The organism is Catellatospora chokoriensis (assembly GCF_011297315.1).
Taxonomy (GTDB): Bacteria; Actinomycetota; Actinomycetes; order Mycobacteriales; family Micromonosporaceae; genus Catellatospora; species Catellatospora citrea.
Map to the genome: position 1 here is coordinate 434,889 of NZ_JAAOTI010000001.1, position 26,811 is coordinate 461,699.

Here is a 26,811-nt window from a genome sequence, read left to right on the forward strand (position 1 = left end):
GCAGTTCTCCTAGGCGAGGAAGTTCTTGAGTTCGAACACGAGCTTGCGGATGTGGCCGGACACGACCGGCGTGCCGAGGTCCTTGAAGCGCTGGCGGAACCACGGGTTGACGATGTTCTGGCCGGAGCTGGTCACCGAGCCGACCGGGATGAACCGCACCCCGGAGCGCTGCACGGCGACGATGCTGTCGTACAGCGGCTGGGAGGCGCCGAACTCGTAGAAGTCCGAGATCCACACCATCGCGGTGTTGGCCGGTTCGGCGATCTTCGGGCGGGCCATGGCCATCGCGACGGGACCGTTGTTGCCGCCGCCGAGGTTGGTGCGCAGCAGCACCTCGAACGGGTCGTGCACCCACGGCGTCAGATCGATGGCCCTGGTGTCGTACGCGATGAGGTGCACGTCGACCTTCGGCAGCCCGGCGAAGATCGAGGCCAGGATGGTGCAGTTCACCATCGAGTCGACCATCGAACCGGACTGGTCCACCACCACGATCAGCCGCGACGGCGTGGTCTTGCTGGCGGTGTGCCGGTAGAACAGCCGGTCGACGTAGAGCTTCTGGTCGTCCGGGCTCCAGTTGGTCAGGTTCTTCCAGATGGTGCGGTCCAGGTCCAGGTTGCGGAACACCCGCTTGGGCGGCACGCTCCGGTCGATCTTGCCGGTGGCGGTGCGTTCCACCTGGGTGCGCAGCACCGCCGCGACCTCGTCGACGAACCGGCGGATCAGCGACTTAGCGTTGGCCAGCGCGACCCCGGACAGGTTCGACTTGTCGCGCAGCAGCTGCTCGATCAGCGACATGCTCGGGGTGAGCTGCGCGGCGAGCTTCGGGTCGGCCAGCACCTCGCGCAACTGCATCCGGCTCACCAGGTCACCTTCCAGCTCGCCGAGCGTGCCGCCCATGCCCTGCCCGCCGCTCGCTCCCCCGCCGCCCTGCCGGCGCAGGCTGCCCGGCTCCTCGCCGAGCGCCCGCTCCAGCCAGCCCGCGTCGGACTGCCAGCGCGCCAGCTGCGTCGCCGACACCGAGCCCGACCCGGTGTCGAACACGTTGAGCAGCAGCTTCGCCGCGAGCGCGGCCCGGCGCACCTCGTCGGCCGTGTCGCGGACGTCGGCTGCGGGAAGGTTCTCGGCCGCCATCAGGCCGTCGAACTCCGTGGCCAGGTCGGGGAAGCGCTGCACGATGTTGTCGATCGACACCGACGGGTCGAGCAGCGAAGCGGGCAGGCCGACGTCCTCGATGACGGCCAGGCTGGCCGCTTCCAGGGTGCTCTGCTCCTCGCGGCTGAACAGCCGAGCGATGAGCCGCCAGTAGATGACCTGGCGGCGGTTGAAGTCCGCGTCGACGGTCATCTGCGCAGCAACCTTCCGGCCCGCTCGCGCAGCACCTTGACCGCGTCGGCGGCGGCGGCCTCCGCCTTGGCTCCGGCGGCGTCACCGGCCCCGCCCGCCCACGCGCCCGCGTGCACGGCGAGCGTCTTGCGCTTGACCTGCGCCTCGACGGCGAGCGGCTGAACCGTCCAGCACCCGTCCCAGCGCAGCAGCCCGATGCACGCCGTCGACGCCGCCACCAGCGCGGGCGTGAGCGGCCCGGCGCTGTGCATCCGTTCGACGTCGACCTCGACGGTCAGCCCCGGCAGGGCGAGCGTGACGCCGTCGTCGTGGGCCGTCGCGGTGTACCCCTCCAGGAGAACGGGCTCGGCCAGGCGCACCGGGTGCCGCTCCAGCGGCGGGACCGGTGCTGCGGCCGCGACCGCGAGCTGCACCCGGGCCGTCGCGAACGGCTCGGCGGGCGTGCCCGGTTTCGCGTGCTCGTCGGACCAGATCAGGTCGCCGCCCGCGGTGACGGGCATGTCGACCAGGTCCATGGCGCGCTGCTCGGTGACGGCCGCCAGCAGCGAGCTGTGGCCGCGCAGCAGCTGCCACACTCCGGACCCGACCAGCGTGTCCACCTTCGGCGCGGCGACGCTCGCGCGCACCAGCCGAGGCCCGTCGGCCGTCTCCAGCACCGCGTGGACCTGCGCCTGCACCGCGGTCGGGTGCTCGTGCAGGTCGACGCCGAGCGGCAGCAGCCGACCCGACACCGTGCCCGCCTCGCCGGCGCTCAGCGCGCCCGGCTGGGCCAGTAGCACCGCGCGGGCCCACAGGTCGGCCCAGCGGCGCACCGGCACCCGTGGCATCGTCGCGCCCGGCGCGCAGGCCCGCAGCTCCCCGGCGAAGCCGTCGAGCAGCGCGCCGAGCCGGCGCAGCCGCGGTTCGGCGAGCAGTGCCTGCACCGCCTGGTCGGCGTGCGCCACCAGGTCGTGGTCGATGCCGCGCCAGCCCGCGATGGCCAGATCGGACAGCCAGGACCGGGCGGCGGCCAGCAGGTTGTCCATGCCCGCCGCGGTGCCAGGCCCGGACGCGGGCCACGGGTCACGGGTGCGCCCAGCTGCCTCGTCCAGCCGTGCCAGCAGGGCGTCGTGGGCCGCGCCGAGCAGCGCAGACCGGGCCGCGACCAGTGCCGCCAGGTGCTCGTCGGAGATGGAGCCGGCCACGGTCTTGTCCACCGCCTCGGCCACCCGGCCGGCCAGCGGCGTGCCCGACACGGCCGCCGCGAGCGCGTGCAGCGCCGCGATCTGCTCCGCGCCCGGGCGCAGCAGCCCGGCCACCAGCGCGCCGTCGAACCCGGCCACCACGTCGTACGCCTCGGGCACCCCGTCGACCGGGGCCGTCAGCAGGTCGAACCGCATCAGCGCACCGCCCCGCCCGCCGGGAACCAGTGCAGCTCGGGCAGCGGCTCGGTGGTCGCCGACAGCTCCAGGTAGGCCAGGTGGCGCAGGAAGCGGCTGAACACCGGCGCGCCCGCCGACGGCTCGTGCCACGCGTTGACCGCCGACAGCACGGCCGCGCCGGTCGTGGCGTCGGCGGCCACGTCGGCGCGCAGGTAGCGGGCGACGCGCTCGACGCCGTGCTGCAGCACGGCCTCGTCGGCCAGGGCGCGCAGGTGGTTGCAGCCGCCGGAGCGGATGCCGCCGCATGGGCGGTTGTTGTTGGTGCTGCAGTGGAACGAGTGGTTCGCGGCGGTCAGCGAGGAGACGTACACCCGCTCGATGTCCGAGCCGCTGGACACCACTCCCTGCAGCCGGCCGTCGGCCAGTTCCACGAACGGCACCTTGGCGAGTTTGCGCGGCCGCGCGGGCGCGACCACACGCGCGGCGCTGCGCTCCTCCCACGGTTTCTGGGCAGCGTTCACCCTGCCTGCACCTCCTTGAACGGCGGTTCCACCGGCCAAGGTCGGCTTCGGCGGCGCGGTGAAATTACCCGCGCCGCCCGACAATTTCCATTCGGGCGCCCGTCGTTCCTGGACTAGGACAGTTCGAGCACGTCGTAGGGGTCGAGAATGCCGGTGTAGCGCTCCGGGTGGAAGGTCGCCAGCGTCGCGCCGAGGTCCTGGACGACGGCTACGGCGTGGGCCTGGCCGTGCCCGATCTCGCGCGCCGAGGCGGCCACCGCGGGCACGAGGTCGGTGTGCATCGGCAGCACCTGCACCGGGCTGTCCGCGCGCGCGATCAGGTCGGTGACCAGGTTCTGCTCCTCCTTGCCGAGGTCGGGCCACAGGTCGACCAAGACCAGCACCGGTATCCCGGCCAGGTCGCCGTCCTCGGCGACGGTCTGCAGCAGCTCCCCCACGGACACGCTGTCCAGCCGGGCGTAGGCGCGCAGCGCGGAGGTGTCCAGGACGACGGTGATGTTCACGCGGCCTGCTGGCGGCGGTTGGCCCGCTCCCGGCGCACCCGGTGCAGCCGGTCGCGCATGGCCGCCACACCGTCGTCGGTGATCGCCTGGTCGCCGGTGTATCCGTGCTCGACCAGCATCGCCTTGATCCGGTCCAGGCGGCGGTCCTTCTCGATCAGGCTCGCCAGGTATGCCGAGGTGTTGCCGTTGCCCTTGGCGCGGGCGTATTCGGCCAGGTCAACCGGCAGGCTGATCGAGGTGCGGTCCACCTGTTCTCTGTTCATACGATAACCGTACACCGTAATACTGATCAACTAGCGTCGTCGCGGCCGACGGTGACGACGACGTCGCCGGCCTGGTGGTCCGTACGGCGAAGGCGTGCCCGGCCAGGGGCCGGACACGCCTGGTGCGCCTACGGGTCAGACGCCCGGACGGGGCCGGATGGTCTTGACGCCCGACTCCTCGAAGTCGTAGATGGTGTCGTTGATGCGCAGGCCGTCGACGGCGCCGACCCAGATGAAGTCACGGCCCTTGCCCACCGCGGCGGTGTAGATGGTCGCCGCGGCGCCGCCGTCGGCAAGCGCGGCCTGCACGCCGGCGAAGTCACACAGGGTGGTCTGGTTGCAGCCGGTCACGGTGCCCGCGGCGCCGGTGAGGAACCACTTGCCGGTCAGGGTGGCGTCGAGGAACGGGCTCCAGCCGTTCGGCGTGGGGGACTCGTCCGGCACCCACACCAGCGAGGAGTACGTGGTCGTGTTCGTGGCCAGGTTCGGGTTGATCTCGAACCGGATGTTCGGCATGTTCACCGTCGTGCCGCCGTAAGAGATGTTCTCGCCGGTCTGGAACACGTGGAAGCCGACCCGGGTCAGGTCCGCCACGGGCTTGCCGAAGAAGTCGACCTCGTTGCCGAAGTCGACCTTCTCGCTGGACGGGCCGAGGGTCGTGGAGTCGTTGGCCACCTCGATGCCGAGGCTGCCCTGGCCGTAAGGCGGACGCACCAGGGTGCCGGTCGCGTTGAACCTGGTGAACGGACCGTTGCGCAGATCCGCGACAGGGGAACCGATCGTGTTGCGGGCGATCACGCCCCAGTGATCACGCTGATCCCGATCGCCACCGCCGCCGTCGGGTTCGGCGGACGCGGATCCGGGAGCCACCGCGGCGATGATGGCGAGCAGTGGCAGGGCCAGCAGCGTCGTGGCCCAGCGGCGCGCACCGATGCGAGTCTTCATACACACTCCCTGTGGGTCCGGGTTGTCAGAGCCCGGTCACCCTATCTGACGCTGCGTAGTTGTTCGACTACGACATGCGTCGTTTGGCCCCATTCACCCGCATGTGCAAGTACTCGCTGGGCCTCGCGCGATCACCGTCCGTTACGGATGAGCCCCGATATCGACTCTCAGTGAGGCTACGACTGCAGATAGTGACGTAGGTCACGCACCGTCACAAGCTCCGCGGCTGCCCTGTCTTAGCTGTTCGAGCAGGGCAAACCTTACGAACTGGAGAACACCATGACCGACCGGAAGCCCACCGTCGTCCTCGTACACGGCGCCTTCGCCGAATCCGCGAGCTGGGCCGGGGTGGTCCAGCGGTTGCAGGAGCGCTCGGTCGACGTCGTCGCGATCGCCAACCCGCTGCGCAGCGTGTCGGGCGACGCCGCCTACGTCCGCGACGTGATCGCGACGATCGACGGGCCGGTGGTGCTCGTCGGCCACTCGTACGGCGGCATGGTCATCACCGAGGCCGCCTCCCGCAACGACAAGGTCGTCGGGCTGGTCTACGTGTGCGCCTTCGCGCCCGCCACGGGCGAGTCCGCGTTCGAGCTGTCGACCAGGTTCCCGGGCAGCACCCTCGGCCAGGCGCTGGCCGCCTACCCGATCGCGTCCGGCGGCCAGGAGCTCGCCATCCGGCCGGACGCCTTCCACCACCAGTTTGCCGCCGACGTGGCGAGCGCGCGGGCAGCCGTGATGTGCGCGACGCAGCGCCCCGTCACCGAGATCGCCCTCACCACGGGGCTGCCGACGGACGCGCCCGCGTGGTCGTCGGTCCCCGCGTGGTTCGTCTTCAGCGACGCCGACCTGTGCATCCCGGCCGCCCTGCAGCACTTCATGGCGAACCGGGCGGGTGCCAAGGGCATCCGGGAGGTGCCCGGTGCGTCCCACGCGATCAGCGTCTCGCAGCCCGACGCCGTGACGGCGTCGATCCTCGAGGCCGTGGACGCGGCGTAACCCGATCCGGGGGTGAGGTTCCCTCCCCGAGGCCTCACCCCCTCCACCCGGCGACAGCGGCAAGAAAGGCGGTGACACGGTGAAAGCCAGTCGGCTGGAGGCGTTCAGCGACGGAGTGCTCGCCATCATCATCACGATCATGGTGCTGGAGCTGAAGGTGCCGGAGGGCCACGACCTCTCGGCCTTCCTCCACTCGAGCGGCACCGGGCTGCTGACGTACCTGCTCAGCTTCGTGTACGTGGGCATCTACTGGAACAGCCACCACCACATGTTCCACCTGGTGCAGCGGGTCAGCGGCGGTGTGCAGTGGGCGAACCTGGCGCTGCTGTTCTGCCTGTCGCTGTTCCCGTTCACGACGGCCTGGGTGGACGAGTCGGGATTCGAGCAGGTCCCGGTTGTCGTCTATGGACTGAACCTGCTCGCCTCGGCACTGGCCTACGTCGTGCTCCAGACGGTGATCATCCGGCACCAGGGACCGGACTCGCCACTGCGCCGGGCCGTCGGCGACGACCGCAAGGGCAAGATCTCCCTGGTGCTCGACGTCGGCGGTATCCTCAGCGCCCTGGTCATCGGCGGCCGTCTCGGCGTATGGATCGCACTGGCCTGCTTCGTCACCGTCGTGATCATGTGGGTGGTGCCCGACCCGCGCATCGACCGGATGTTCCGCGAGCATGAGGCCCGGGAGGCCGCCCCGGCTCGCTCGCCGCACGAGACCGCCCCGCCGGCGCAGCCGCATCGGCAGTCCAGGCCGACCTGACCTGGCCGGGCCCACGCGGCCGACAGCCATCCACTACGTTGGCCGCCATGGGATTGCTGGGAAGGTTGTTCGGATCGCCCCGGGACAGGTTCGCGGCCGAGGCGCTCCGGATCACCCGGCAGGCTCCGGGGGTCCGGCGGGCGAGCTACGACGCGGGCAGGTTCGCCATCGCGGCCTGGCGTGACGGCGCCACCGGCCCGGTGTGGATCTACCTGGCGAACGTCTTCGCCGAATGCGAGGGCGCCGGGACGTCCGCCCGGCACGCCCGGATCACGCAGCTCGTTCGCATCATCATGACCCCGCACGAGGACGAGACCTGGGATCAGGTGCGCCCCCGGCTGCGGCCGGTGCTGCGCGCGGCGACGTTCGGGCAGGGCGGCCCGATGGGCATGGTGCCGCCGCTGTCCCGGGCGGCCCTGCCACACCTGCGCGAACTGGTCGTGGTCGACCGTCCCGAGTCCATGGCCTACGTGACCCCGCCCCGCCTCGACGACTGGAAGGTCACCGCCGACGAAGTCTTCGCCGCGGCCCGCCAGAACCTCCAGCACATCGCCGAGCGCTCACTGAGCCGCGCCTGGCCGGACGCCGGCGCGCTGGTCCGCATGGTCGACACCGGTGACGGCTACTTCACCTCGCTGCTGCTGGCGCCCGGCTGGCTCGCCGGGATCAGCGAGGCGATGCAGGCCCAGGTCGTCGCCTTCGTGCCCGACGTCAACACGGTGCTGCTGTGCCCGCTCGGCGAGGGCGGCATGCCAGGCCTGTTCTCCCTCATCGAGAACGAGTTCAACGAGGCCACCCGCGGGATCTCACCGGTCGGCTACATCGCCGACGAGCGCGGCCGGGTCACCGCGTACGCGCCGCCGCCCGGCCACCCCGACCACGTGCCCGCCCGGCGGGCCGCGGTCGTGCTCGCCCACCACGAGTACGGCGCGCAGACCCGCTGGCTGTCCGCCCAGTACGCCGAGCACGGCATCGATGTGTTCGTGGCGTCCCTCATCGCCGCGGCCCGCCCCGACGAGCCCGCGATCACCGTCACCACCTGGACCGACGGCATCACCTCGCTGCTGCCGGAGGCCGACTTCGTCTCCTTCGTCCGCGACGGCGAGGCCTGGGGCCGCGTGCCGTGGCGCGAGGTCGCCCGGCTCGTCGAGCTGACGCCCGAGCCGCTGCTCGCACCGGCTCGCTACCAGGTCGGCGACTGGCCCGCCCCGGCGGTCATGGAGCAGCTGCGCGCCCACGCCGTCGACTGATCACCGAGCACGTGACGAACCTCCCCGCGGAGGCCTTTCGCGCCCACACCGCATGCCCCGCTCGCATCGGACCGAACAGCGCGAAGCGGTCCGATGCGAGCGGACGGGCTCAGGTGAAGATGCTGACGCCTCCCGGGCCCACCAGCAGGCCCACGACGATCAGCACGATGCCCCAGAGTATTTCCTTGCGAATCAGGGCGAAGATTCCCGCGACCACCAGCACGACCGCGAGAATCCACAGCAGCGTGGCCATCTCTTGCTCCCTCGGGTGACCTGCCGACCCCGGTCGGGCCCGCATGACATTCCGGGTACCCCAGGGTCAAACGTGTCAAACCGAACGGGCGTCCGTGCGGCGCATTCGCCCGGTCAGCCGACCTCGACGGGGTCGAGGCGCAGGCGCTCGATCAGGTTCGCCCGGTGCATGTTGGCGACCGGGGCGACCAGGTCCGGGTGGCGCAGCAGGGCGGCGGCGCGGCTGTCCTCGGCGTCGGGCGTGGTGAGGCGGCCGAAGTCGCGCGGACCGGCCTCTGCGTGCTCGCAGTCGGCGGTCGCGGCGACCGCGTCGGCGGCCAGGCGCGGGTCGGACAGCAGGCACGCCGCCCAGCTGGCGACGATCTCGTCGACCCAGCCCCGCCAGATGCGGTCGTTGGCGTCGTCCTCGACGTGCTCGTCGCGGCGCATGACCCGGTCCAGCCCGCCGGAGCCGCCCGTGCCGACCATCGCCAGCAGCCCGGCGTCCAGCGACGTCGGGTAGCGCAGCCAGGCGGCCACGGTGGCGGCCTGGCGCGCCTGCGCGAGCAGCCGGGCCGCCTGGGCCGGTCCGCCGTCGGAGGGGTATGCCCGGGTCAGCCAGTGGGTGGTGGCGGCGATGACGGGGGCCAGGCCTGCGGTCACGACTACCTCATTCGGGGTGGCACGAGGCCGCGGCGGTGCGGCCTGCCTCGCTGGGGCCAGCGAGGATCAGCAATGTTAGCCACCACCAGGCCGGGCAACCTTCCATGATCTTGATTGCGTACGCTCAGCGGGCCGCAAGGATGTGACATGTCCGATACGACGGGGTACAACTCGGTGGTGAACCGGGACCCCGCCGCCGACCTGCTGGCCATCGCCGTGGAGCTGGAGCGCGCCGGGGAGGCCGGTTATCGCATCCGGGCCTTCCGCCGGGCCGCGCAGACCGTCGCCGACACGGACCCGGCCGAGCTGGCCGAGCGCGCCGCCCAGGGCACCCTGGCCAAACTGCCCGGGCTGGGCGAGGTGACCGCCCGCTGCGTCGCCGAGTCCCTGGCCGGGGAGGAGCCCGTCTACCTGCGCCGCATGCTGGCCACCGCGGACCGGCCCCTCGACGAGGCCGTCGAGGCGCTGCACAGCGCGCTGCGGGGCGACTGCCACAGCCACTCCGACTGGTCCGACGGCGCCGAGCCCATCGCCGCGATGGCCGACGCCGCCCGTGCCCTGGGCCGGGAGTACCTGGTGCTCACCGACCACTCGCCCCGGCTCACCGTCGCCCGCGGCCTGACCGCGCAGCGGCTGGAAGATCAGCTTGCCGAGGTCGAACGCCTCAACGCCGGTTACTCCGACGGCTTCCGCCTGCTGTCGGGCATCGAGGTCGACATCCTCGACGACGGGTCGCTGGACCAGACCGACGAGCTGCTCGGCCGCCTCGACGTCGTGGTGGCCAGCGTGCACAGCAAGCTGCGCGCCCCGACCGAGGTGATGACGCCGCGGATGCTCGCCGCCGTCGCCGACCCGCACACCGACATCCTGGGCCACTGCACCGGCCGCGTGCTGCGGCGTGCGGGCGGCGGCACCGCCACCGAGACCAGGCCGGAGAGCACCTTCGACGCCGAGGTCGTCTTCGCCGCGTGCGCGGACCGCGGCGTCGCCGTCGAGATCAATTCCCGCCCGGACCGGCTGGACCCGCCCAAGCGGCTGCTGCGGCTGGCCGTCGAGGCGGGCTGCCTGTTCGCCATCGACTCCGACGCTCACTACAGCGTGCAGCTGGACTGGCTGCGCTTCGGCTGCGAGCGGGCCGCGCGCTGCGGCGTGCCGGTGGACCGGGTGGTCAACACCTGGCCGCTGGACCGGCTGCTGGCCTGGACCCGCCGCGAGCGGTCCTGACCCTCAGCGGGTGCCCTCCCGGTGCTCCAGGCCGACCGCGTCGCGCAGCTCCACCATGTCCTGGACCAGCTGCTCGTTTTCCTTGCTCTGGGCCTCCATCAGGTCGGCCAGCCCGTCGGCGATCGCGTTGAGCTTGTGCTGCACCGCCTCGTTGGCTCGGGTCTGGCTGTTCTGCAGCAGCGCCACCATCAGGAACGTCACGATGGTCGTCGCCGTGTTGATGATCAGCTGCCAGGTGTCGACCTTGCCGATGAACACGATCGACGGCGCCCAGACCAGGATCAGCAGCACGCACAGCGCGAAGAACCACGCCTTCGACGCGAAGGTGCTGGCCGCCTCCGCGAAGTGATCGAACGGCGACATGTCCTTACCGGACACCGATGAAGGCATGTCCCCCTTGCGTCCGGTCATGACCGTCCCTCCCGTCGTCGCGACACAACCGGGTATTGCCCGCCCGCGGCGCATTCCATGCCCGCACCGCGGCCCGGTTCCGGAACACACCGAAAGTCCGGATCCGCGGCAGGGAACCGCGAGCTACCCGCGAAGGTCAGTACCGGTGGTCAACCCGCAAGATCCGCACATCGGAGGTGCCCGCACGATGCCTGACGAGCTGGAGTTGCTCCCCACGCTGGAAGAACACGCCTACCGCATCCTGGTGAAACTGGACCGGGCCCGGCCGGACGAGCTCGCCGCGCTCACCACCCTGTCGCTCGCCGAGGCGACCGGGGTGCTGTACGCGCTGCGGGCCCGCGGCCTGGCGGCGACGCAGCCCGGCGAGGACACCGTGTTCCGGCCCCTGCCGCCCGCCGTCGCCCTGGGCAACCAGCTGCTGCGCCGCCACGAGGCCCTGGAACGCGCGCGGCAGCTGGTCGCCGAGCTGAACGACGAATACCGGGCCGGGGTGCGCCGGTCGGAGGCCGACCACCTGGTAGAGGTGATCATCGGCGGCGGCGCGCTGCGCGACCGGTTGCAGCAGCTGCAGGACAGCGCGCGCGAGGAGATGCTCTGGTTCTGCCGGTCCAACCCGGTGGCGCTGCCCAGCGGCGAGAACACGGCCGAGCTGGACGCGCTGCGCCGAGGGGTGCGCTACCAGGTGATCTACGACCGCGAGTTCCTGGGCTCCCCCGGCGTCCTGGACAACGCACTGGCCGGCGTGCGGCTCGGCCAGCAGGCGCGGATCCTGCCCAGCCTGCCGATCCGGGTCGCCATCGCCGACCGCACCACCGCGATCTGCCCGCTGGTCCGCGAGACGGGCGGCGGCGAGACCACCGCCGCCGTGATCGGCCCGAGCGAGCTGCTCAACGCCCTCACCGCGCTGTTCGACGCCTACTGGGCCATGGCCACCCCGGTCCACGCCCCCGGCGAGGCCGACACCGCGACCGCCGACGCCCCCGACGACGCCGAGCTGTACGTGCTGTCCCTGATGATCGGCGGCCTGCCCGACAAGGCCATCGCCTCCCAGCTCGGCGTCAGCCGACGCACCGTCCAACGCCGACTCGACCGGCTGATGGCGCTGGCCCGCGTCGACACCCGCCCCGGGCTGGCCTACCACGCCGCCCGCCACGGCTGGCTCTGACGAGGGCACAAGCCCGTCGCGGCGGCCCGGTCGTGCCGCTGGCTAGGATCGGGCCATGCCGTTGACCGCGGAGGACGTCGACCGGTTCGAGGCCGCCAGGCCCCGCCTGGAGGCCGTGGCCTACCGCCTGCTCGGCTCCGCCGCCGAGGCGGAGGACGCCGTGCAGGAGACGTTCCTGCGCTGGCAGGCCACCGACGTCGACCGCATCGAGGTCCCCGAGGCCTGGCTGACGAAGGTCCTCACCAACCTGTGCCTCAACCAGCTCACCTCGGCGCGGGCGCGCCGCGAGTCCTACGTGGGCGAGTGGCTGCCCGAGCCGCTGCTCGGCGGCGACCCGATGCTCGGCCCCGCCGACACCGCCGAGCAGCGCGAGTCGGTCTCCTACGCGGTCCTCACCCTCCTGGAACGCCTGTCCCCCAACGAGCGCGCCGTGTACGTGCTGCGCGAGGCCTTCGACTACCCGCACCGGGAGATCGCCGAGATCCTCGACCTCACCGAGGCCGCGAGCCAGCAGATCTTCCACCGCGCCAAGCAGCACGTCGCGGACGGCAAGGCCCGCACCGAGATCGACGAGGCCGCCGCACGGCGCATCGTCGAGGAGTTCCTGGCTGCGGCGACCAGCGGCCGGACCGAGCCGCTCATACGCCTGCTCACCGCCGACGCCATCGCGATCGGCGACGGCGGCGGCAAGGTCCCGGCCCGTGCCAGGGCGTTCGAGGGTGCCGTCGCGGTCGCGAAGTTCCTCTGGGGCCTGTTCAAACCTGCCGAGGCCAAGCGGGCCATCGTCGGCGGCTCACCGGAGGTCCACGCCTCGACGGCCAACGGCGGCCCCGCGGTGGTGGCGGTCCTGGACGGCCGGGTCGTCGGCATCATGTGCCTGGAGGTCACCGCCGAGGGCATCGCCGCGTTCCGCAACCAGGTCAACCCTGACAAGCTCGCCCGCGCGACCGCGCACTGGGCGACGGTCGACCACGGAAAACCCCTGTTCAACGCTTTCTGACCAGGCTGTGAGGTGCTTCACAGCGATACCTGTCAGGAAACGGCGGGCCGTCCGGTTCAAGAGGCGAACCCGCGACGGACAGGAGTAGGAACATGCAGCACCGCATCATCGTCCTCGGCGCCGGATACACCGGCGCGATCGCCGCCGGCCGCCTCGCCAAGCGGCTGCACCGCGACGACGCCGCCATCACCCTCGTCAACGCCGAGCCCGACTTCGTCGAACGCGTCCGCATGCACCAGGTCGCGGTCGGACAGGACCTCAAGCCCCGGCCGTTCACCGAGATGTTCGCGGACACCGGCGTCCAGCTGCGGCTCGCGAAGGTCACCGCGGTCGACGTCGACCGCAAGACCGTGGCGGTCACCGACGCCGACGGCGCCGACGAGCTCGCCTACGACACGCTCGTCTACGCCCTCGGCAGCGGCTGGAACGCCCAGGGCGTGCCCGGGACCGCCGAGCACGCGTACGAGATCGCCAGCCGCCCCGGAGCGCTCCGGCTGCGGGAACGCCTGGCCCGCCTCGACGCCGGGCAGACCGTGCTCATCGTCGGCGGCGGCCTCACCGGCCTGGAGGCGGCTACCGAGATCGCCGAGGCCCGCCCCGACCTCGACGTCGCGCTCGCCGCTCGCGGCGGCCTCGGCGGCTGGCTCTCCCCCAAGGGCCGCGACCACCTCGGCAAGGTCTTCGGCAAGCTCGGGATCACCGCGTACGAGCACGCGGCCGTCAGCGCCGTCGCCGCCGACCACGTCGCCACCGCCGACGGCAGGGCCATCCCGGCCGCGGTCACCGTGTGGACCACCGGCTTCGCCGTCCACCCGATCGCGCAGGCGACCGCCCTGGAGGTCACCGGCACCGGTCAGATCGTGGTCGACGGGACCATGCGCTCGGTCTCTCATCCGGACGTCTACGCCGTCGGCGACGCGGCCATGGCGATGGGCGCCGGGGACAAGCCGCTGCGGATGTCGTGCGCCTCGGGGACCCCGATGGCATGGCAGGCCGCCGACAGCATCGCGGCGCGCCTGACCGGCGGCAAGCTCCCCACCGCGCACCTGCGCTACTTCAACCAGTGCATCTCGCTGGGCCGCAAGGAAGGCCTGATCCAGTACGTCACCGCCGACGACCGTGCCGTGTCGGCCGTGCTCACCGGGCGGCTCGCCGCCGCGTACAAGGAAGTGATCTGCAAGGGCGCGGCCTGGGGCGTGGCGAACCCGACGCTCGGCGTGCCGACCCGGCGCCACCGCGTCGCGCGGGACCGGGCCGCGACGGGGTCGGTCGCCAGGGCGACGGCGTAGCGCGCGAACGCGGTGCGGACGGCCTCGACGCGAGGCCGTCCGCTCCGCCGTCGGTCCACTGGTCATGGAGCTGGTAATGGCGTTGCCGGGGCAATGATGAGCTGCGATGGTCGGGCCACTGACCGTGGATTCGCCACGGTCCGGTTCGTGGGGGGCAGCTGCGGCGGTGGTCCTGACTCTGGTGTCGGCTTCAGTGGCCGCGTTCGCGTTGGCGGTGCTGTCGGGGGTCGCCGGTTTCGGCGGGGGCGTGTTGCTGCTGCCGGTGTTCACCGGCCTGTTCGGACTGCGGGTCGCGGTTCCGGTGCTCACGATCGTGCAGCTGTCCAGCAACGCCGGGCGGGTCTGGCTCAACCGCAGTGAACTGGACCGGCAGCTGATCGGCCGATTCGCCATCGGCGCGGTGCCCCTGGCCGTCGCCACCGGGCTGCTCCTCGCGCACGCGCCGCTGTCCCCGCTCACACGGCTGCTGGGCGTCTTCCTGCTGGCGGTGGTGGTGTGGCGGAGGGCGAATCCGCACCCGAAGCCGCCCTCGGACAGGGCGTTCATCGCCGTCGGGGCAGTTTCCGGCTTCGGCTCCGCACTGCTCGGCTCCGTCGGCCCGCTCACCGCACCGTTCTTCCTCGCCAAGGGCCTGCGCCGGGCCGCCTACCTCGGCACGGAGGCCGCGTGCGCGCTGACCCTGCACTCCGCGAAGATCGCCGCCTACGGTGCCGGTGATCTGCTCACCGGTCAGGTCCTCCTGCTGGGTGTGGCTCTGATCCCCGCGACTCTGGCCGGAGCCTGGGCCGGCAAGAGGCTCGTCGGCAAGATCAGTGACAGGGTGTTCGTACACCTCGTCGAAGGCGGCCTCATGATCGCCGGACTGCTGTTCCTCGCCGGACTCTGACGGGACAGCGTCGCGCCGGCAGCCGCTTTCGGTCGTGCTCCGTGATGAGCGCTGGAAACCACGTGACTTCTTCGGGGGTTCCCTGCGGTGTGCCGCGGTTGCTGTTAGCCGCATCTGCGACTTGCCGGGCTTCGGCGATAGTATCCAGTAGGCCGTGGTCGTTCGTGCAGACGTCGAGCTTGCCGATCGCCTCACCGAGAAGGTCGTAGCAGAGCCAGGAGTGGAACCGGCCGGTCTCGAAGCCGAGCACCTCGAATCCCTGGACGATACCGTCCGGAGAGTTCGGCTGGGTAAGGTTCGACAGGATCGGGTGCGGGTAGGCGCCGATCCAATTTTCGATCATGGCCGCTAGGTCGAGGACCGCTGAGGCCGGAATGCTCACGGCCAGTACATGCGCGGCCCCTGCCCCCGCAGATGCCTGATGGGATGCATTGACAGCGTCCTGAAGAGTTGTATGCCATGGAGCGGTGAGGGTGTCCTGGTCCTCGGGAAGGAAATCGGTCAGGCATTCGCTGACGCTGACAACGGCGGCCGGGAGATGCTTCGTCCAGTCCTGTGCCGGCGGTTTCCACCGGTAACCCGCCACATAGCCCGCCAGCACGTAGGTCTCGTCGCTCGTCACCCGTGCATCATGGCTGCAGTTCAGGCCGACCGTCGTGGATTATTGGATCTTCCAGCCGGAGAAGCCTGACCCCCTGGCCCTGACGCGAGCATTCGGATGCGCCGCTGGGGTTGGCGACACCTGCGGGTGGCACAGTGTCGCCGGACTCGAGAAACCTCCCGGCACGAACCAGGGGGGCGGCGGAGTTCAGGCGGATGGGCGCCCTCCCGCTCAGAGAACGCCCATCCGGTCCTGCTAGCGCAGGTCGTACGCGTGGACGACGGTCTGGGTGACCGTGTTCCCCGCCCCGTCGGTGGCCCGGGTCCGCAGCGAGACGCTGCCGGCACCGGCCGGGAGGTGCGCGGTGTACGCGTCACCGCGCCCGGTCACCCGCACCGCCCGCCAGCTCGCGCCCTCGTCGAACGACACCTCGACGACCAGCGTCGTGTGCCGCGGCGTGGGCAGACCTTCCTGATGGCGCAGCCCGATCCCGACGGGGTGCGGCCGACCGGCGACCGACCCGTCGAGCCCGGCCGGCACCTGGTAGTCGACCTGCAGCAGCGGCAACGGCGCTCCCTTGTCACCCGGCACCGTCGCGGACCGGAATTCCCAGGTCGTGTCGGTGCGGGTCGCCCGCGCCCACTCGGCGGTCGCCCGCGCGGTGGTGAGCTGGAGCCGGTAGCCGGCCGCGCCGGCCGGGACCTCCACGTCGGCCATCGCGTGGGGCAGTTCGGTCACGAAAGCGCCGTCGCGCCACAGCTTGGCCGCGACCTGGTCGCCCTCCCGGAATCCGGCGTGGCCGTCGGCGTCGACGAACTCGGGCACCCGCAGCGACAGCACGTCGCCCATCCGCGTGGACAGCAGGCCATCGGCCGCGGCCGGCCGGACCACCGGCCCGAACCACGTCTCCCGCGTACGGCCCGGCCGGTAGCTGCGCGGCTGGTCGGTGATGCCGCCGGCGAGCGGACCCCAGCCGCCCCACGGGTACTCCTGGTGCACCCGGTGCTGCCACACCGAGTCACCGGCCGACACCCACTCCTCGCGCACCGACGGCGTCGCGACGAACCGGGTCGTGTCGTTCCAGGAGTAGTCCTGCCACGGCCGCCACCCGAAGCGCTGCTCCCGCGCGAACGGCTCGCCGCCGTTGTGCGCGTAGCGGGTGTCGATCCGCATCGAGTTGGCGGCGGTGACCCGGTGCACGATCTGCTGCGGGACGCGGCCGTGCTCGACGTGGAAGACGTCGTACAGGTAGGGGCTGAACGTGGTCACGGTCAGGTCGATCGTCGCGCCGGACCGCATGGTGCGGGCCAGCAGCTGCTGCCCGTCGTCATAGGCGACCACCATGGCCGGGATCGGCTCCCGCTCGCCCTGCGGCTCCCAGACCGTCCACGCCGACCAGTCGGCGGGGCGCACGATGACGATCGCCGCCGCGCCGGCCGCTGCCGCTGCCGCGATCTGGTCCTGCTCGGTGCGGTCGGATGCGGTCTCGACCAGGGCTACCGCGCCGCGTACGCGCGCCGCCGCGAGCTGCTGCGCGGTGCCGGTGCCGGCCCGGACCAGCTTCAGCCGCCGCGGGCCGTCGTAGCCGGGCGACAGGTGCAGCAAGTTGATGTCGAGCGGGCCCTTGACCCCGTCGATCTGGGCCTGGACCAGCGGCGCGACCAGCTGCCAGCGCGAGGAGAACTCGTACGTGCCCGCCGTGACCAGCTTGGTCGGGGTCACGTTGACCTGCTGCACGGTGCTGAAGTGCATGACGCCGTGGCTGATGCTGCGGCCGTTGCCGTGCACCCGGTGCACGTAGTAGCTGAGGATCGCCTGCTGCTCGGCGGGCTTGGGCGTCTCGATGCGGATCGGGGTGCCCTTGCGCGCGTCGAGCAGGACGGTCATGTCCCGGGTGACCTTCAGCTCCGGGTCGGTGATCAGGGTGACCTGCTCGTCGAGGGGCGCGCCGTGTTCGATCAGGCCCTGCAGCAGGTAGGTGCCCTCCTCCACCTCGACGGTGCCGTCGTTGCCGACGAGCCAGGTCAGGGTGTCGGAGCGGCTGTCCTCGCCGTGCAGCATCACGACCGGCGCCATGCCGGGGTTTCCGGCCGGGTCGATCGCCCGCAGGGTCACCTTGTGGCGCGGGCCGGTCATGGTGACGCCGACGGCGGTGCGCAGGGCGACGCCGACGGGGCCGGTCGCCGTGATGACGCCGCTGTGGCGGCCCCGGTCCAGCTTGGCCGGGTCGAGGGTGGCGCTGACGTCGGCGGTGCCGCCCGCCGGGACGGTCACCTGGGACACGCCGGTGGTCAGCGCGTCGGTCTCCGCCACGCCCCGGTCGAGGTTGCGCACGTCGACCTTGAGGTCGAGGGTGACCGCGGCGCTGCCGGTGTTGGTGAACGTCAGCGTACGGCTCGCCACCTGCGCCGACGGCGCGACGGTGAGCAGGCCGAAGTCGGCGGTGGCGGTGCCGTACACGGTCTGCGCGACGGCCCGGGACAGGTCGACCCGGCCCGCGCCCTGCTGGTAGACCGTCAGCGCGGCATTGGCGCGGGCGGTGCTGACCAGGGCGTTCTTCAGCTGTCCGGCCTTCCAGCCCGGGTGGGCCTGGGCCAGCAGCGCGGCCGCGCCCGCCACGTGCGGGGTGGCCATCGAGGTGCCCGACGCGGTCGTGTAGTTCGCGTCGACCACGGTGCCCATCGACGTCCCGGCCGCGCGGGCCGCGACGATGCCGACGCCCGGCGCGGTGATCTCGGGCTTGAGGCCTTCGTCGCCGAGGCGCGGGCCTCGGCTGGAGAAGTCGGCGAGGTTGTCGTCGCGGTCGACGGCCCCGACGGTCAGCGCGGACGCGGCCGCGCCCGGCGAGCCGACGCTGTACTCGCTGCCCTCGTTGCCCGCGGCGATGACGAACAGCGTCCCGCTGGCGGCGGTCAGCCGGTCCACGGCCAGGCTCATCGGGTCCTGGCCGTCGGTGGCCGAGCCGCCGAGGCTCATGCTGACGACCTCGGCGCCGGACTCGACGGCCCACTCCATGCCCGCGACGATCCACGACTCGTAGCCGGATCCGCCGTCGTTGAGCACCTTGCCCACCAGCAGGTTCGCGGCCGGTGCGACGCCCTTGCGGGTGCCGCCCGAGGCGGCGCCGGTGCCGCCGACGGTCGCGGCGACGTGGGTGCCGTGCCCGTGCCGGTCCACCGCGTCGGGACTGTCGGTAAAGTTGCGGGCCTGGCCGATCCGCCCGACCAGGTCGGGGTGGTTCGCGTCGACGCCGGTGTCGAGGATCGCGACGTCGACACCCTTGCCGTCGTAACCGGCGGCCCAGGCCGCGGGCGCGCCGATCTGGGCCACGCTGCGGTCCAGCGCGGCCTTGACGCGGCCGTCGAGCCAGATCCGCTCGATGCCGCCGCCGAGGCGTCCGGCTTCGTCGTGGGTCCGCGCGCGGCCGGCCGAGGACACCACGCCGGCCGCGGTCGGCGCCGTCGGGGCGGTGGCCCGCCAGAACCCGGCGAGCCCGGCCCGGCCCGCGGTCACGGCCGCGCCGCCGATGCTGGGCAGGTCGCGCACCGCGGTGACGTCGGCGCTGGCGCGCATGGCGTTCGCACCGCCCGCGGCATAGCGGACGATCAGCGGCAAGCCGGTCGCGGAGGCGTCACCGTAGCCGGCGGCGAGCAGCTCCTCCACGTCGAACAGGTCGGCGTCGACCGCGCCGGAGGACACGTACGGCACCACATCGGACGGCAGCACCCGCAGCCCGCCGTCCACCTCCACGGTGTGGAAGGTGATCCGCTCACGGCCGGCCGCGGGGCGCACCGCGGCGGTGTGCCGGCCACCGCCGGCGTCGCTCACGGTGACGACGTCACCGGTGATCAGCGTGACCGACTGCGCACCGGCCGTCGGGGTCGCCGCGGTCCGGTCCGGCGCGGACGCCGCGGCGGCAGCGGTCTGCTGCGCCGTGGCGACCACGGTGAAGGTGAGTACGGCCGCCATACCGCCGGCGGCGGTGGCGCGGCCCAGGGGTGACCACATCGTGTGCAGCTCCTCGCGATCAACGCCGCTGGCCGCGGCGAAGTTGATCGGATTCTTCAGCGGCGACGTGTCCAAGGTCACCACTGCGCGGGCTGCGCAAAGGCGACATGTCACCAGGTGGACAACCGGCGTTCACCGCCGCACCACGCACGAGCACCCGGCTGAGGTAGGTCCGGCCAGGCGGAAAACCGCCGGGACAGCCGGGTTCAGCGCGAGCCGAGAACCGCCAGCTGCGCCAGGATCGACGGGTCGGTGATCTTCTCGTCCTCGGCCACCAGCAGCACCTTGCTGAGCACCACGCTCGTCATCGGATCGTCGTCGGCGAACGGCAGGAACAGCCGCCGGTGCGGCTTGGCGCCGAACCCGTCCGGGACCACGCACAGGTAGCCGCCCGGCTCGACGTGGATGCTGCCGCTGGTCAGGTGCACCCGGTAGACGGCCCGCGAGCCGTGCACCACGGCGGCCGTGCCCTCGACGGTGACCCGGCGCAGGCCGAGGTCCTCGATGAGCGCGGTGAGCACCTGCGCGCGGCTCTGCGCGCGGGCCGGGGAGTCCAGCCGCGCCGGGTCGGTGCCCGCCACCGAGACGACCAGGTCGAGATCGCGCATGACCTCGGAGAACACGATCGGTGGCACCTCGGCCAGCGGCACGGTGTCGCGTCCGGACAGGAAGCGCAGCTCGCCGATCTCCACGTGGCCCATGCCGAAGTGGCCGTGGAAGTCGCAGCGCAGGGCCGCCGTCAGCCCGCCGCCTGCCGGGCGGGTGGCCTGGTGGTCGGCGTACTGGTGGTGGGTGCGCCAGCCTCGCCCCGCCAGCAGCTGCCCGGCGACCCGGCCGGAGACGGTGTGGCCCGCGAAACGCCGCGAGGCGTCGACCGTGTCGCGTTCGGCGGGTGTCAGCACGTACAGCTCCCGGAAGGCCTGCTTGACGGGCTGGCGCAGGCGGCGGCGCACCACTTCGGCCTGCCAGTGGGCGAGCTGCCCGTCGGCGTAGAGGTCGTGGGAGTGCACGGCGGTGATCGGGCCGGTGGTGTCGACGTCGTCGAGCAGTCCGACCGCGCCGTTGTGGTCGCGCCACAGCAGTGCGGGCAGCATTGACGCGCCCGCGGGCAGGCGCCGCAGCGCGGCCAGCTCGTCCGGGGTGACCGCCGCGCCCGTGGCGACGAGCCGTTCGATCACGCCGGTGCGCAGCCGCCGGGCTTGGTCGCGCAGCAGGTCCTGGTATTCCCGGCTCGCCGTGTAGCGGGCGTCGGCGCGCACCGCCGCGGGCACGGTCTTGAGCGGCTTGCCGCTGCCCGTCACCGTGATGACCGGGTCGGGGCCGTCCATCACCACGGCGACCGCGTAGTCGCCGATCGACCACGGCGGCGGGGTGTCGTCCGCGAGACGGACCTCGCAGTCGGTCTCCAGGCGGCTCGCGTCGGGCAGGCCCGCGAGCTGCGCCAGGTGCTCCAGGGCGACCTCGACCGCGGCGGCGTGGCTGTGCCGCCGGTTCGGACCGAGCTTCGGCCCGCGCTTGGCGACCTCACGCAGCGCTGTGTACCGGTCGAGCACCGTCTCGCCGTCCGCCAGCGGCAGCAGACCGTACGCGGAGATGCCTGCCAGGGCGTTGCTCTTGACCCGTTTGAGCACCGCCGCGCGATTGCGTCCCAGTGCCGCGCTGACCAGCTCGGATGGTGTCTGGTCCAGCAGCCGGGCGGTCGCGTCGGGTCCGGCCGCCTCGGCCGCCGCCAGGATCGACTCGCGGTCGTGGCGGACCACCCCGCCCGCCTCGATCAGGTCCACGACCCGCAGCAGCGCCGCCGCCGAGGCGAGGCCGAGCACCGGCAGCAGCGCCTCCGCGTCGCCCGCGGGCCGGCGCAGGTGGAAGGCGCGCAGCCGGATCTCCGGTGGGTGCTCGGCCAGGTGGGCGACCAGCTCGGCCAGCTCGGCTTCGGTCAGTTCGGCCGCGCCGAGCCGCCGGCCGGTCTTCTCCTCGCCTGTCCAGTCCAGCCCGCGCAGCATGAACCGCAGCCCGCGCGGCACGATCACCTGTGGCAGCTCGTCGTCGGGCACCCCGGCCGAGGTCATTCGCCACAGCATCTCGTCGACGTACGGGCGCACGCCTTCGGCGCACGGCGCGGGCGGCCCCGGCGGACCGCCCGCCGGGTCCCGGCCCACGATGGCGTAGCCCAGCCAGCGGTCCACGGTGAAGGCATGCTCGACCAGCTTCCGGTCGAGCGCGTCGTGGGCGTGCAGGGCGTCGAGCAGCCGGGTCGCCGCGGGCCGGTTCAGCCAGCCGAGCGGCGTCAGCACCAGAGCCCGCATCGCGGCGACGTCACCGGCCGCGATGAACCGGTCGGCGGGCTCGTCCAGCTGCGGGATGACCCCGACCGCGCATCCCAGCAGCGCCCGTAGCGCCGCGTCGCGAGACGCCGTCGGCCAGGGCGTGTCCAGCACCGTACGCAGGTCCGCGTCGGGGGCGAGCGGGAACGCCTCGTCGTAGGCGTCGCTGAACGCCTGGTCGAGGTCCGGAATGCGGCGCTCCAGGTTGCCGCCGACGCGGTCGTCGCCACGGCGCAACTGCTCGCGGACGATCGGCCCCAGCTCGCGCACCAGTGCCAGGTCACCGTCCTTGATCGCGGCGCGCACCTGCTCGACCCGCTGCCACAGCGCGGCGCGCTCCTCGGCGAACGCTTCCAGGTAGCTGTCCGGGACGGGGTGGTGCACGTCAGCCTCCGACCAGCGCGGTGAGACGCACGAACACGACCGGCTCGCCCAGGCGCAGCACGATCTCCTCGTCCAGCAGGTCCACCTGCCGACCGCCGACGAACAGCGCGAACGCGCCGCGCTCGAACGCCCGCCAGGCGCGGCCCACCTCGGCGTCGACGTCAGGTTCGGCGAGCTGCCGGTCGGGCAGGCGCACCACTCCGGTCGCGGCCTGGGCACGGATGTCGTCGTCGGTGAGGTACTGCCGGTCCAGCAGGGCGCGGCAGCGCATTCTGTCCGCCTGCCAGGCCCGGACCTGCTCGGCGACGGCGGCACGGATCAGCTCACGCACCGTCGTCTGTTCCTGAGCCAGTTGCACGAGCACATCGGGCAGGCGCTCCCCGCCGGGAATCCTGCTGCGCACCTCAACCCGCACCACATGCCTCCTCGCCTAAGACGGTCCGACCCTAACCGGGCCGTCCGACATCAGCAGATCACTCCGAAAGGGACGTGTCAGCGTCGGTGCGGTGATCGCGGTCACCATGTGTAGGCATACCTAGAGCGCCTTAGGCATGGCCCTAGGTAGGTGGCGGCCAGGCAAGATACGCCGTCGCTGCGGATGGGGCGGGATCGTTTGGAGAGGAGTATTCATCTCGTCAGCAAGACACAGAGTCAAGGACTGAGGAGTCTGCGATGTTCGGATCACCCGAGATGTACTTCGATCTCGCGAAGTTGCATCACCGAGAGCTCATCGACGAGGCCGCGAAGGAGCGGGTAGCCAACAGGCTGCACCGTCACGGCCGCAAGCGCCGCCAGGCGCGCGACCACACGGCGCGATGAGCACGACCAGACAGGCCCGGGAGCCGCACCACGGCCCCGGGCCTGTTCTTTCGTATGGCGTCCGGCCCCGGCCCGACGACTGCCCCGCGAGCGTCGGTACGGCCCGCTAACCTCGTGCGATGCCGAAGACTTCCGGGTGGTGGCACGCTGACGCGTACCGGCTGATGGATCTGCGGCCCGAAATGGAGCCGGAGCTCGTCGCGCGGCTGGACGACCTGGAGCGACATTCGGGGCTGCGGCTGCCCGCGGCGGTCCGGGAGTGGTATTCGGTCGGCGCCGCGCAGCGCCGGCTCGCCGAGCGGCGGCAGAATCCCCTGACGACCACCGCGGAACTCGGCGAACCCCGCGACCGCATCGACCATCTCGCCCACGGCCGGCTCATCACCGAGACCGACTGCCAGTACTGCTGCCACTGGGTCGTCCGGCTCGCCCCGTGGCCCGACGGCACCGAGCCGCTGTTCCCGCTGCCGGGGGCCGCATCCGGCCCCGACGACGACCCGCCGGTGTGGGTCATCGATCCCGACGACCGCGACGTGACCCTGATGCCGTACGCCGACCGGTTCTCCGACTACCTGCTGACCTCGGTCTGGGACTCGTGCGAGCCCGCCGACGCGTTCTCCGGGTTCGACCTGCCGCTGCCGCCGCACGCGCTCGACGTGCTGCGACAGCGTTACCAGGAGCTGCCGACGACCTACAGCTGGGCCGGCAACCAGGGCTGCGACGCGATGTACCGCTTCGACGGCGCGGCCCGGGTCCTGATCGCGGTCGCGGGCGAGATCGCGCTGTACGTCGTGGTGTCCACCACCGATCCACGGCACGAGGCCGAGCTGCGGTCGCTGTTCGGCCTGTGAATCCGTCCGCCCTGGTCCGGTCGCGGGTCAGGGCTGCGTGTGCAGACCGGCGACGATCGCGCGGGCCACCGGCGACGGGTCGGAGCCGTCGATCGCGAAGCCGTCCGCGACGTACACGGCCGGCTGGGCCATCATCCGCGGCGTCGTGCCGCGGTGCGGCCACGTCGCGGTGTGCACGATGAACGGGTGGCACAGGAACACGTCACCGGCCCGGCCGGTCGCGTGCACGACGGTGCGGCACAGCACCGAGGGACGTACCCTCGCCATGGGCGCGCCCCCGTCCATGCCCGCCTCGCCCGCCGGGGCCAGGATGCTCGGTATCGCCAGGTGCGACCCGATCGCCAGCCGGGTCGGCGCGTCTTGCTCGCCCACGTCGCTGAACAGGAACAGCGCCAGCAGGCCGCGGGCCCGCGAGCGCACGTTCGCCCAGTACTGCCCGTCGACCTCGTAGCTGCCCTCGATGTGCCAGCCGGCGTCGCCGGGGAACTCCTCGGACGGGAACCGCACCGGCACCGTGCCGCCGACGCCACGGCGCGGTGCCCACCGGCCGGGACCGATCAACGTGTCGTACGCCGACCACAGCGCGGGCGACGTGCCGGCGGCTTCGAACGGTCCGCCGTCGGGGCAGAGGACCCGGACGACCGGGCGCGTCCACGTCGCCGGGTCACGGGTCACACCCTGCTCGGCCAGCACCGCCCAGATGGCGTCCCGGCAGGCGGCGGCGACGTCGGGAGCGACGGCACCGCGTACGGCGACGTACCCGTCCCGCTCGAACTGCTCGACTTCACGACTGTCCACGGCACCAGTGTGCCGAGCCGGCCCGCATCGGACATCCCCATTTCTCGATGCGCTGGTCGGCGCGGTCCGGACCACCGGGCGCGGTCCACGGCTGGCGAGATGCGTCCGATGCGAGCGTGAACGTGTCCGCCTGACGGCGGCCGACCGGCGCGAACGCGGCGAGGATCGAATCCAGCAGCGGCAGCCGCCGCCACCGTCCTGGGAGGTCTCCTCGATGCTCATCGCGATCCTCGATTTCCGCACCGCCGCCGCCGACCTCGCCGCCGCCCTCGCTCAGCTCGACGGCGAGAGCGCAGGGGTCCGCGCCATGGCGGGCAACGTCGCCTTCCGCGTCTACGCCGACCGCGCGGACGGGTCCGCGATCACCGTCGTGCACGAGTGGACCGACGAGGAGTCGTTCGCCCGCTACCTGGCGTCGGAGGCGTTCGCCCGCTCCGGCGAGGTGATCCGGCCGATGATGACCGCGCCGCCGGTGAGCCGCCGCTTCCACGCCGAACTGCTGGAAACGGTGGCCTGACCGCCTACGATGTGTCCGTGCGAGGCCGCCGATGACCCGTGAGGCGTACAGCTTCGTCCGCACGTTCCCCGCGGAGCCCGCTCGTGAGCTCCGCGTCGACCGCCACTACCTGCTCTGCGCCTCCGCCGGCACACTCCGGCTGGAGGCGCAGGGCCAGGCGTGGCTGCTGCCGCCGGCGCGGGCCGCCCTGATCGAGGCGGGCCGGCCGATCCAGGTCAGCATCCCGCAGCCGGTCACCACGGCGTCGGTGCTGTTCGACACCGGCTTCACCGCCCCGCCGCCCGCGCCGCTGACCGTGTTCGACCTCAACCCCCTGGCCCGGGCGCTGGTCGACGAGTGCGGCGCCTGGGGCGAGAGCGACGAACCCCTCACCGCGTACGCCGAAACCCTGTTCGCGGCGCTCGCCGCGGTGACCTGGCAGCTGGCCGAACGGCCGAGCGCCGTCGTCGTGCCCGCGGGCCGGTCGCCGGAACTGCGCCGGGCGATCGAGTCGACCGAGCGGCAGCTCGGCGGGGAGGTCCGTTTCGAGGACGTCGCCGCCGAAGTGGGCCTGGCGCCGCGCTCGTTGGCCCGGCGCTTCGCGGAGGAGACCGGTCTGACCTGGCAGGCGGTCCTGCGCCGGATGCGGGTGCTGCGCGCGATCGAGGAACTCGCCGCGAGCGACGCCCCGGTCACCTGGATCGCCCACACCGTCGGCTACACCTCGCTGTCGGCGTTCAACGCCGCCTTCCGCGAACTGACCGGCCGCACGCCGACCCAGTATCGGGCGAGCTTCCGGCCCTGATCCGCTCGGCCGGCAGCGGCGAGGCCGCCCGGGTGGTGCCGGGCGGCCCCGCCGGGTGTCGTCAGTGCGCGACGGGGCAGCCGCCCGTGAGCTTGCCGAGGAACTGGTTCGGGTCGTAGTAGTGCTCGACCTCCAGCAGCTTCAGGTCGTCGCTGACCTTGGCCACGCTGATCCCGAACATCTCGATCGTCTGGCCGTCCGGCTGGTGGCCGTGGTACTCGCCCTCGAACGCGCCCCAGTGCCGCCACTTGAACGTGACGACCGGCGGCGGGCTGATGACCTCCAGGACCTCCCAGTAGAACCCGCCCGGGAACGCCTTGTGGAAGATGTGGTGCGAGGAGTCGAAGGACTCCTGGCCGCTGCGGTAGAACGGGCTGTCCCCGATGAGGATGTTGTAGCTGCCGATGTCGGCGATGTCCTGCGCGCTGGCCCACGGCCCGCCGTTGACGTTGGTCCGGAAGTGCTCGGTCACCATCGACACCCAGGTGGCCGGGTCCTTCTTGTAGGAGACCTCCATCTCGAAGACCTGCACGATGCTCTCCACGATCGCTTCGAGCGAGTCGGGTGCGTGCTGGGTGCTGCGCTGGCCCGGCATGACCTCGTGGGAGAGGTGGTAGTCGGGGGTCTTGCCGTCACGCCAGGCCGATGTTTCGGCGGCGTCGATGACGGCGGTGCGGCCCTGCAGCCACAGTGGGGTTTCAGACACGATGCGGTCCCGTCCTTTCACGAACGGTGAGGTGACAGCAGGCCGGCCGCCTGCCCGAACCGGAAAGGAGTCATGCGGCCGCGGACCACGGGCGGTCGCCGGCGGTGCGTGTCGGCGCAGGGTGGACGCGGGCGGTGCGGTCTCGAAGCCAGCGCCCGCGCGGATGGCAGCGGATCCGGTCGCCGTCGTTGGAATGCGTCTCACCGGTGC

The 26,811-nt window shown here is 72.2% G+C and carries 27 protein-coding genes; 12 read left to right on the forward strand and 15 right to left on the reverse strand.

What is annotated here, in order from left to right; all coding sequences use genetic code 11:
- Window positions 1–9 precede the first annotated feature (9 nt).
- From HAV39_RS01895 to HAV39_RS01920, 6 genes are all read right to left on the reverse strand, one after another.
- Window positions 10–1,344, reverse strand: coding sequence for a VWA domain-containing protein (locus tag HAV39_RS01895; protein ID WP_191837382.1), 1,335 nt, complete (start codon window positions 1,342–1,344; stop codon window positions 10–12).
- Window positions 1,341–2,723, reverse strand: a complete 1,383-nt coding sequence (locus HAV39_RS01900; protein WP_203736354.1) for a hypothetical protein — start codon at window positions 2,721–2,723, stop codon at window positions 1,341–1,343. The genes HAV39_RS01895 and HAV39_RS01900 overlap by 4 nt, the downstream gene beginning before the upstream one ends.
- The gene (locus tag HAV39_RS01905) at window positions 2,723–3,226 is read right to left on the reverse strand and encodes a hypothetical protein (RefSeq protein ID WP_191837383.1); all 504 of its coding nucleotides are present in this window, start codon (window positions 3,224–3,226) and stop codon (window positions 2,723–2,725) included. Before HAV39_RS01905 ends, HAV39_RS01900 begins: the two co-directional genes overlap by 1 nt.
- Before the next feature lie 113 nt (window positions 3,227–3,339).
- Window positions 3,340–3,729 carry a hypothetical protein gene (locus tag HAV39_RS01910; RefSeq protein ID WP_191837384.1) on the reverse strand — a complete coding sequence of 130 codons (390 nt, stop codon included), beginning with the start codon at window positions 3,727–3,729 and terminating at the stop codon, window positions 3,340–3,342.
- Window positions 3,726–3,992, reverse strand: coding sequence for a CopG family transcriptional regulator (locus tag HAV39_RS01915; RefSeq protein ID WP_191837385.1), 267 nt, complete (start codon window positions 3,990–3,992; stop codon window positions 3,726–3,728). Before HAV39_RS01915 ends, HAV39_RS01910 begins: the two co-directional genes overlap by 4 nt.
- Before the next feature lie 135 nt (window positions 3,993–4,127).
- Window positions 4,128–4,937, reverse strand: coding sequence for a hypothetical protein (locus HAV39_RS01920; RefSeq protein WP_191837386.1), 810 nt, complete (start codon window positions 4,935–4,937; stop codon window positions 4,128–4,130).
- Window positions 4,938–5,216: 279 nt separating this feature from the next.
- On the opposite strand from HAV39_RS01920, the gene HAV39_RS01925 reads away from it, so the two are divergent.
- From HAV39_RS01925 to HAV39_RS01935, 3 genes are all read left to right on the forward strand, one after another.
- A complete protein-coding gene (locus HAV39_RS01925; RefSeq protein WP_191837387.1) occupies window positions 5,217–5,933 on the forward strand; it encodes an alpha/beta fold hydrolase in 717 nt (238 codons plus the stop codon).
- A gap of 79 nt (window positions 5,934–6,012) precedes the next feature.
- Window positions 6,013–6,690: a TMEM175 family protein gene (locus tag HAV39_RS01930; protein ID WP_191837388.1), complete on the forward strand. Its 678-nt coding sequence runs from the start codon at window positions 6,013–6,015 to the stop codon at window positions 6,688–6,690.
- A 47-nt stretch (window positions 6,691–6,737) separates the two neighbouring features.
- On the forward strand, window positions 6,738–7,940 hold the full coding sequence (locus tag HAV39_RS01935) for a hypothetical protein (RefSeq protein WP_191837389.1): 1,203 nt from the start codon (window positions 6,738–6,740) through the stop codon (window positions 7,938–7,940).
- 109 nt (window positions 7,941–8,049) lie between these two features.
- On the opposite strand, the gene HAV39_RS01940 is transcribed toward HAV39_RS01935, so the two are convergent.
- Window positions 8,050–8,193, reverse strand: a complete 144-nt coding sequence (locus HAV39_RS01940) for a GPGG-motif small membrane protein (RefSeq protein WP_191837390.1) — start codon at window positions 8,191–8,193, stop codon at window positions 8,050–8,052.
- A gap of 113 nt (window positions 8,194–8,306) precedes the next feature.
- Entirely contained in the window at window positions 8,307–8,834 is a 528-nt protein-coding gene (locus HAV39_RS01945) for a hypothetical protein (protein ID WP_191837391.1), read from the reverse strand.
- Between the two features lie 174 nt (window positions 8,835–9,008).
- Here HAV39_RS01945 and HAV39_RS01950 point away from each other — a divergent pair, with 174 nt between their 5' ends.
- Window positions 9,009–10,058: a PHP domain-containing protein gene (locus tag HAV39_RS01950; protein WP_191837550.1), complete on the forward strand. Its 1,050-nt coding sequence runs from the start codon at window positions 9,009–9,011 to the stop codon at window positions 10,056–10,058.
- 3 nt (window positions 10,059–10,061) lie between these two features.
- Here the strand turns inward: HAV39_RS01950 and HAV39_RS01955 are convergent, their stop codons facing one another.
- Window positions 10,062–10,469 carry a low affinity iron permease family protein gene (locus tag HAV39_RS01955; protein WP_239120701.1) on the reverse strand — a complete coding sequence of 136 codons (408 nt, stop codon included), beginning with the start codon at window positions 10,467–10,469 and terminating at the stop codon, window positions 10,062–10,064.
- Window positions 10,470–10,656: 187 nt separating this feature from the next.
- Between HAV39_RS01955 and HAV39_RS01960 the strand changes: the two genes are divergently transcribed.
- The 4 genes from HAV39_RS01960 (at window position 10,657) to HAV39_RS01975 (ending at window position 14,809) form a co-directional block, all read left to right on the forward strand.
- Complete coding sequence (locus tag HAV39_RS01960; protein WP_191837392.1) at window positions 10,657–11,634, forward strand: HTH domain-containing protein; 978 nt, start codon at window positions 10,657–10,659, stop codon at window positions 11,632–11,634.
- Between the two features lie 55 nt (window positions 11,635–11,689).
- Window positions 11,690–12,634: an RNA polymerase sigma-70 factor gene (locus HAV39_RS01965; protein ID WP_191837393.1), complete on the forward strand. Its 945-nt coding sequence runs from the start codon at window positions 11,690–11,692 to the stop codon at window positions 12,632–12,634.
- Between the two features lie 92 nt (window positions 12,635–12,726).
- Window positions 12,727–13,923, forward strand: coding sequence for an NAD(P)/FAD-dependent oxidoreductase (locus tag HAV39_RS01970; RefSeq protein WP_191837394.1), 1,197 nt, complete (start codon window positions 12,727–12,729; stop codon window positions 13,921–13,923).
- Between the two features lie 166 nt (window positions 13,924–14,089).
- A complete protein-coding gene (locus HAV39_RS01975; protein WP_239120702.1) occupies window positions 14,090–14,809 on the forward strand; it encodes a sulfite exporter TauE/SafE family protein in 720 nt (239 codons plus the stop codon).
- On the opposite strand, the gene HAV39_RS01980 is transcribed toward HAV39_RS01975, so the two are convergent.
- The 4 genes from HAV39_RS01980 to HAV39_RS01995 form a co-directional block, all read right to left on the reverse strand.
- On the reverse strand, window positions 14,772–15,431 hold the full coding sequence (locus HAV39_RS01980) for a hypothetical protein (RefSeq protein WP_191837396.1): 660 nt from the start codon (window positions 15,429–15,431) through the stop codon (window positions 14,772–14,774). The genes HAV39_RS01975 and HAV39_RS01980 overlap by 38 nt on opposite strands.
- A gap of 234 nt (window positions 15,432–15,665) precedes the next feature.
- Complete coding sequence (locus tag HAV39_RS01985; RefSeq protein WP_239120703.1) at window positions 15,666–19,499, reverse strand: S8 family serine peptidase; 3,834 nt, start codon at window positions 19,497–19,499, stop codon at window positions 15,666–15,668.
- Between the two features lie 125 nt (window positions 19,500–19,624).
- Window positions 19,625–22,126, reverse strand: a complete 2,502-nt coding sequence (locus tag HAV39_RS01990; RefSeq protein WP_191837397.1) for a DUF4132 domain-containing protein — start codon at window positions 22,124–22,126, stop codon at window positions 19,625–19,627.
- A 1-nt stretch (window position 22,127) separates the two neighbouring features.
- Window positions 22,128–22,541, reverse strand: coding sequence for a hypothetical protein (locus HAV39_RS01995; RefSeq protein ID WP_191837398.1), 414 nt, complete (start codon window positions 22,539–22,541; stop codon window positions 22,128–22,130).
- A gap of 257 nt (window positions 22,542–22,798) precedes the next feature.
- Between HAV39_RS01995 and HAV39_RS02000 the strand changes: the two genes are divergently transcribed.
- Window positions 22,799–22,945, forward strand: a complete 147-nt coding sequence (locus tag HAV39_RS02000) for a hypothetical protein (protein ID WP_155385753.1) — start codon at window positions 22,799–22,801, stop codon at window positions 22,943–22,945.
- A 119-nt stretch (window positions 22,946–23,064) separates the two neighbouring features.
- Window positions 23,065–23,796 (forward strand): SMI1/KNR4 family protein, encoded by a 732-nt coding sequence (locus HAV39_RS02005; protein ID WP_191837399.1) that lies wholly within the window; start codon window positions 23,065–23,067, stop codon window positions 23,794–23,796.
- A gap of 27 nt (window positions 23,797–23,823) precedes the next feature.
- On the opposite strand, the gene HAV39_RS02010 is transcribed toward HAV39_RS02005, so the two are convergent.
- Window positions 23,824–24,594 (reverse strand): phytanoyl-CoA dioxygenase family protein, encoded by a 771-nt coding sequence (locus tag HAV39_RS02010; protein ID WP_191837400.1) that lies wholly within the window; start codon window positions 24,592–24,594, stop codon window positions 23,824–23,826.
- Between the two features lie 214 nt (window positions 24,595–24,808).
- On the opposite strand from HAV39_RS02010, the gene HAV39_RS02015 reads away from it, so the two are divergent.
- Window positions 24,809–25,111: a putative quinol monooxygenase gene (locus HAV39_RS02015; RefSeq protein ID WP_191837401.1), complete on the forward strand. Its 303-nt coding sequence runs from the start codon at window positions 24,809–24,811 to the stop codon at window positions 25,109–25,111.
- Between the two features lie 31 nt (window positions 25,112–25,142).
- Window positions 25,143–25,895, forward strand: coding sequence for an AraC family transcriptional regulator (locus HAV39_RS02020; protein WP_191837402.1), 753 nt, complete (start codon window positions 25,143–25,145; stop codon window positions 25,893–25,895).
- 61 nt (window positions 25,896–25,956) lie between these two features.
- On the opposite strand, the gene HAV39_RS02025 is transcribed toward HAV39_RS02020, so the two are convergent.
- Window positions 25,957–26,601 (reverse strand): SnoaL-like polyketide cyclase, encoded by a 645-nt coding sequence (locus HAV39_RS02025; RefSeq protein WP_191837403.1) that lies wholly within the window; start codon window positions 26,599–26,601, stop codon window positions 25,957–25,959.
- Window positions 26,602–26,811: the final 210 nt, after the last annotated feature.

Coding starts and splice junctions, on each gene's coding strand:
- HAV39_RS01895 (WP_191837382.1), bottom strand. CDS start 1,344: ATGACCGTCGACGCGGACTTCAACCGCCGCCAGGTCATCTACTGGCGG.
- HAV39_RS01900 (WP_203736354.1), bottom strand. CDS start 2,723: ATGCGGTTCGACCTGCTGACGGCCCCGGTCGACGGGGTGCCCGAGGCG.
- HAV39_RS01915 (WP_191837385.1), bottom strand. CDS start 3,992: ATGAACAGAGAACAGGTGGACCGCACCTCGATCAGCCTGCCGGTTGAC.
- HAV39_RS01920 (WP_191837386.1), bottom strand. CDS start 4,937: ATGAAGACTCGCATCGGTGCGCGCCGCTGGGCCACGACGCTGCTGGCC.
- HAV39_RS01925 (WP_191837387.1), top strand. CDS start 5,217: ATGACCGACCGGAAGCCCACCGTCGTCCTCGTACACGGCGCCTTCGCC.
- HAV39_RS01935 (WP_191837389.1), top strand. CDS start 6,738: ATGGGATTGCTGGGAAGGTTGTTCGGATCGCCCCGGGACAGGTTCGCG.
- HAV39_RS01940 (WP_191837390.1), bottom strand. CDS start 8,193: ATGGCCACGCTGCTGTGGATTCTCGCGGTCGTGCTGGTGGTCGCGGGA.
- HAV39_RS01955 (WP_239120701.1), bottom strand. CDS start 10,469: ATGACCGGACGCAAGGGGGACATGCCTTCATCGGTGTCCGGTAAGGAC.
- HAV39_RS01960 (WP_191837392.1), top strand. CDS start 10,657: ATGCCTGACGAGCTGGAGTTGCTCCCCACGCTGGAAGAACACGCCTAC.
- HAV39_RS01965 (WP_191837393.1), top strand. CDS start 11,690: ATGCCGTTGACCGCGGAGGACGTCGACCGGTTCGAGGCCGCCAGGCCC.
- HAV39_RS01970 (WP_191837394.1), top strand. CDS start 12,727: ATGCAGCACCGCATCATCGTCCTCGGCGCCGGATACACCGGCGCGATC.
- HAV39_RS02000 (WP_155385753.1), top strand. CDS start 22,799: ATGTTCGGATCACCCGAGATGTACTTCGATCTCGCGAAGTTGCATCAC.
- HAV39_RS02005 (WP_191837399.1), top strand. CDS start 23,065: ATGCCGAAGACTTCCGGGTGGTGGCACGCTGACGCGTACCGGCTGATG.
- HAV39_RS02015 (WP_191837401.1), top strand. CDS start 24,809: ATGCTCATCGCGATCCTCGATTTCCGCACCGCCGCCGCCGACCTCGCC.
- HAV39_RS02020 (WP_191837402.1), top strand. CDS start 25,143: ATGACCCGTGAGGCGTACAGCTTCGTCCGCACGTTCCCCGCGGAGCCC.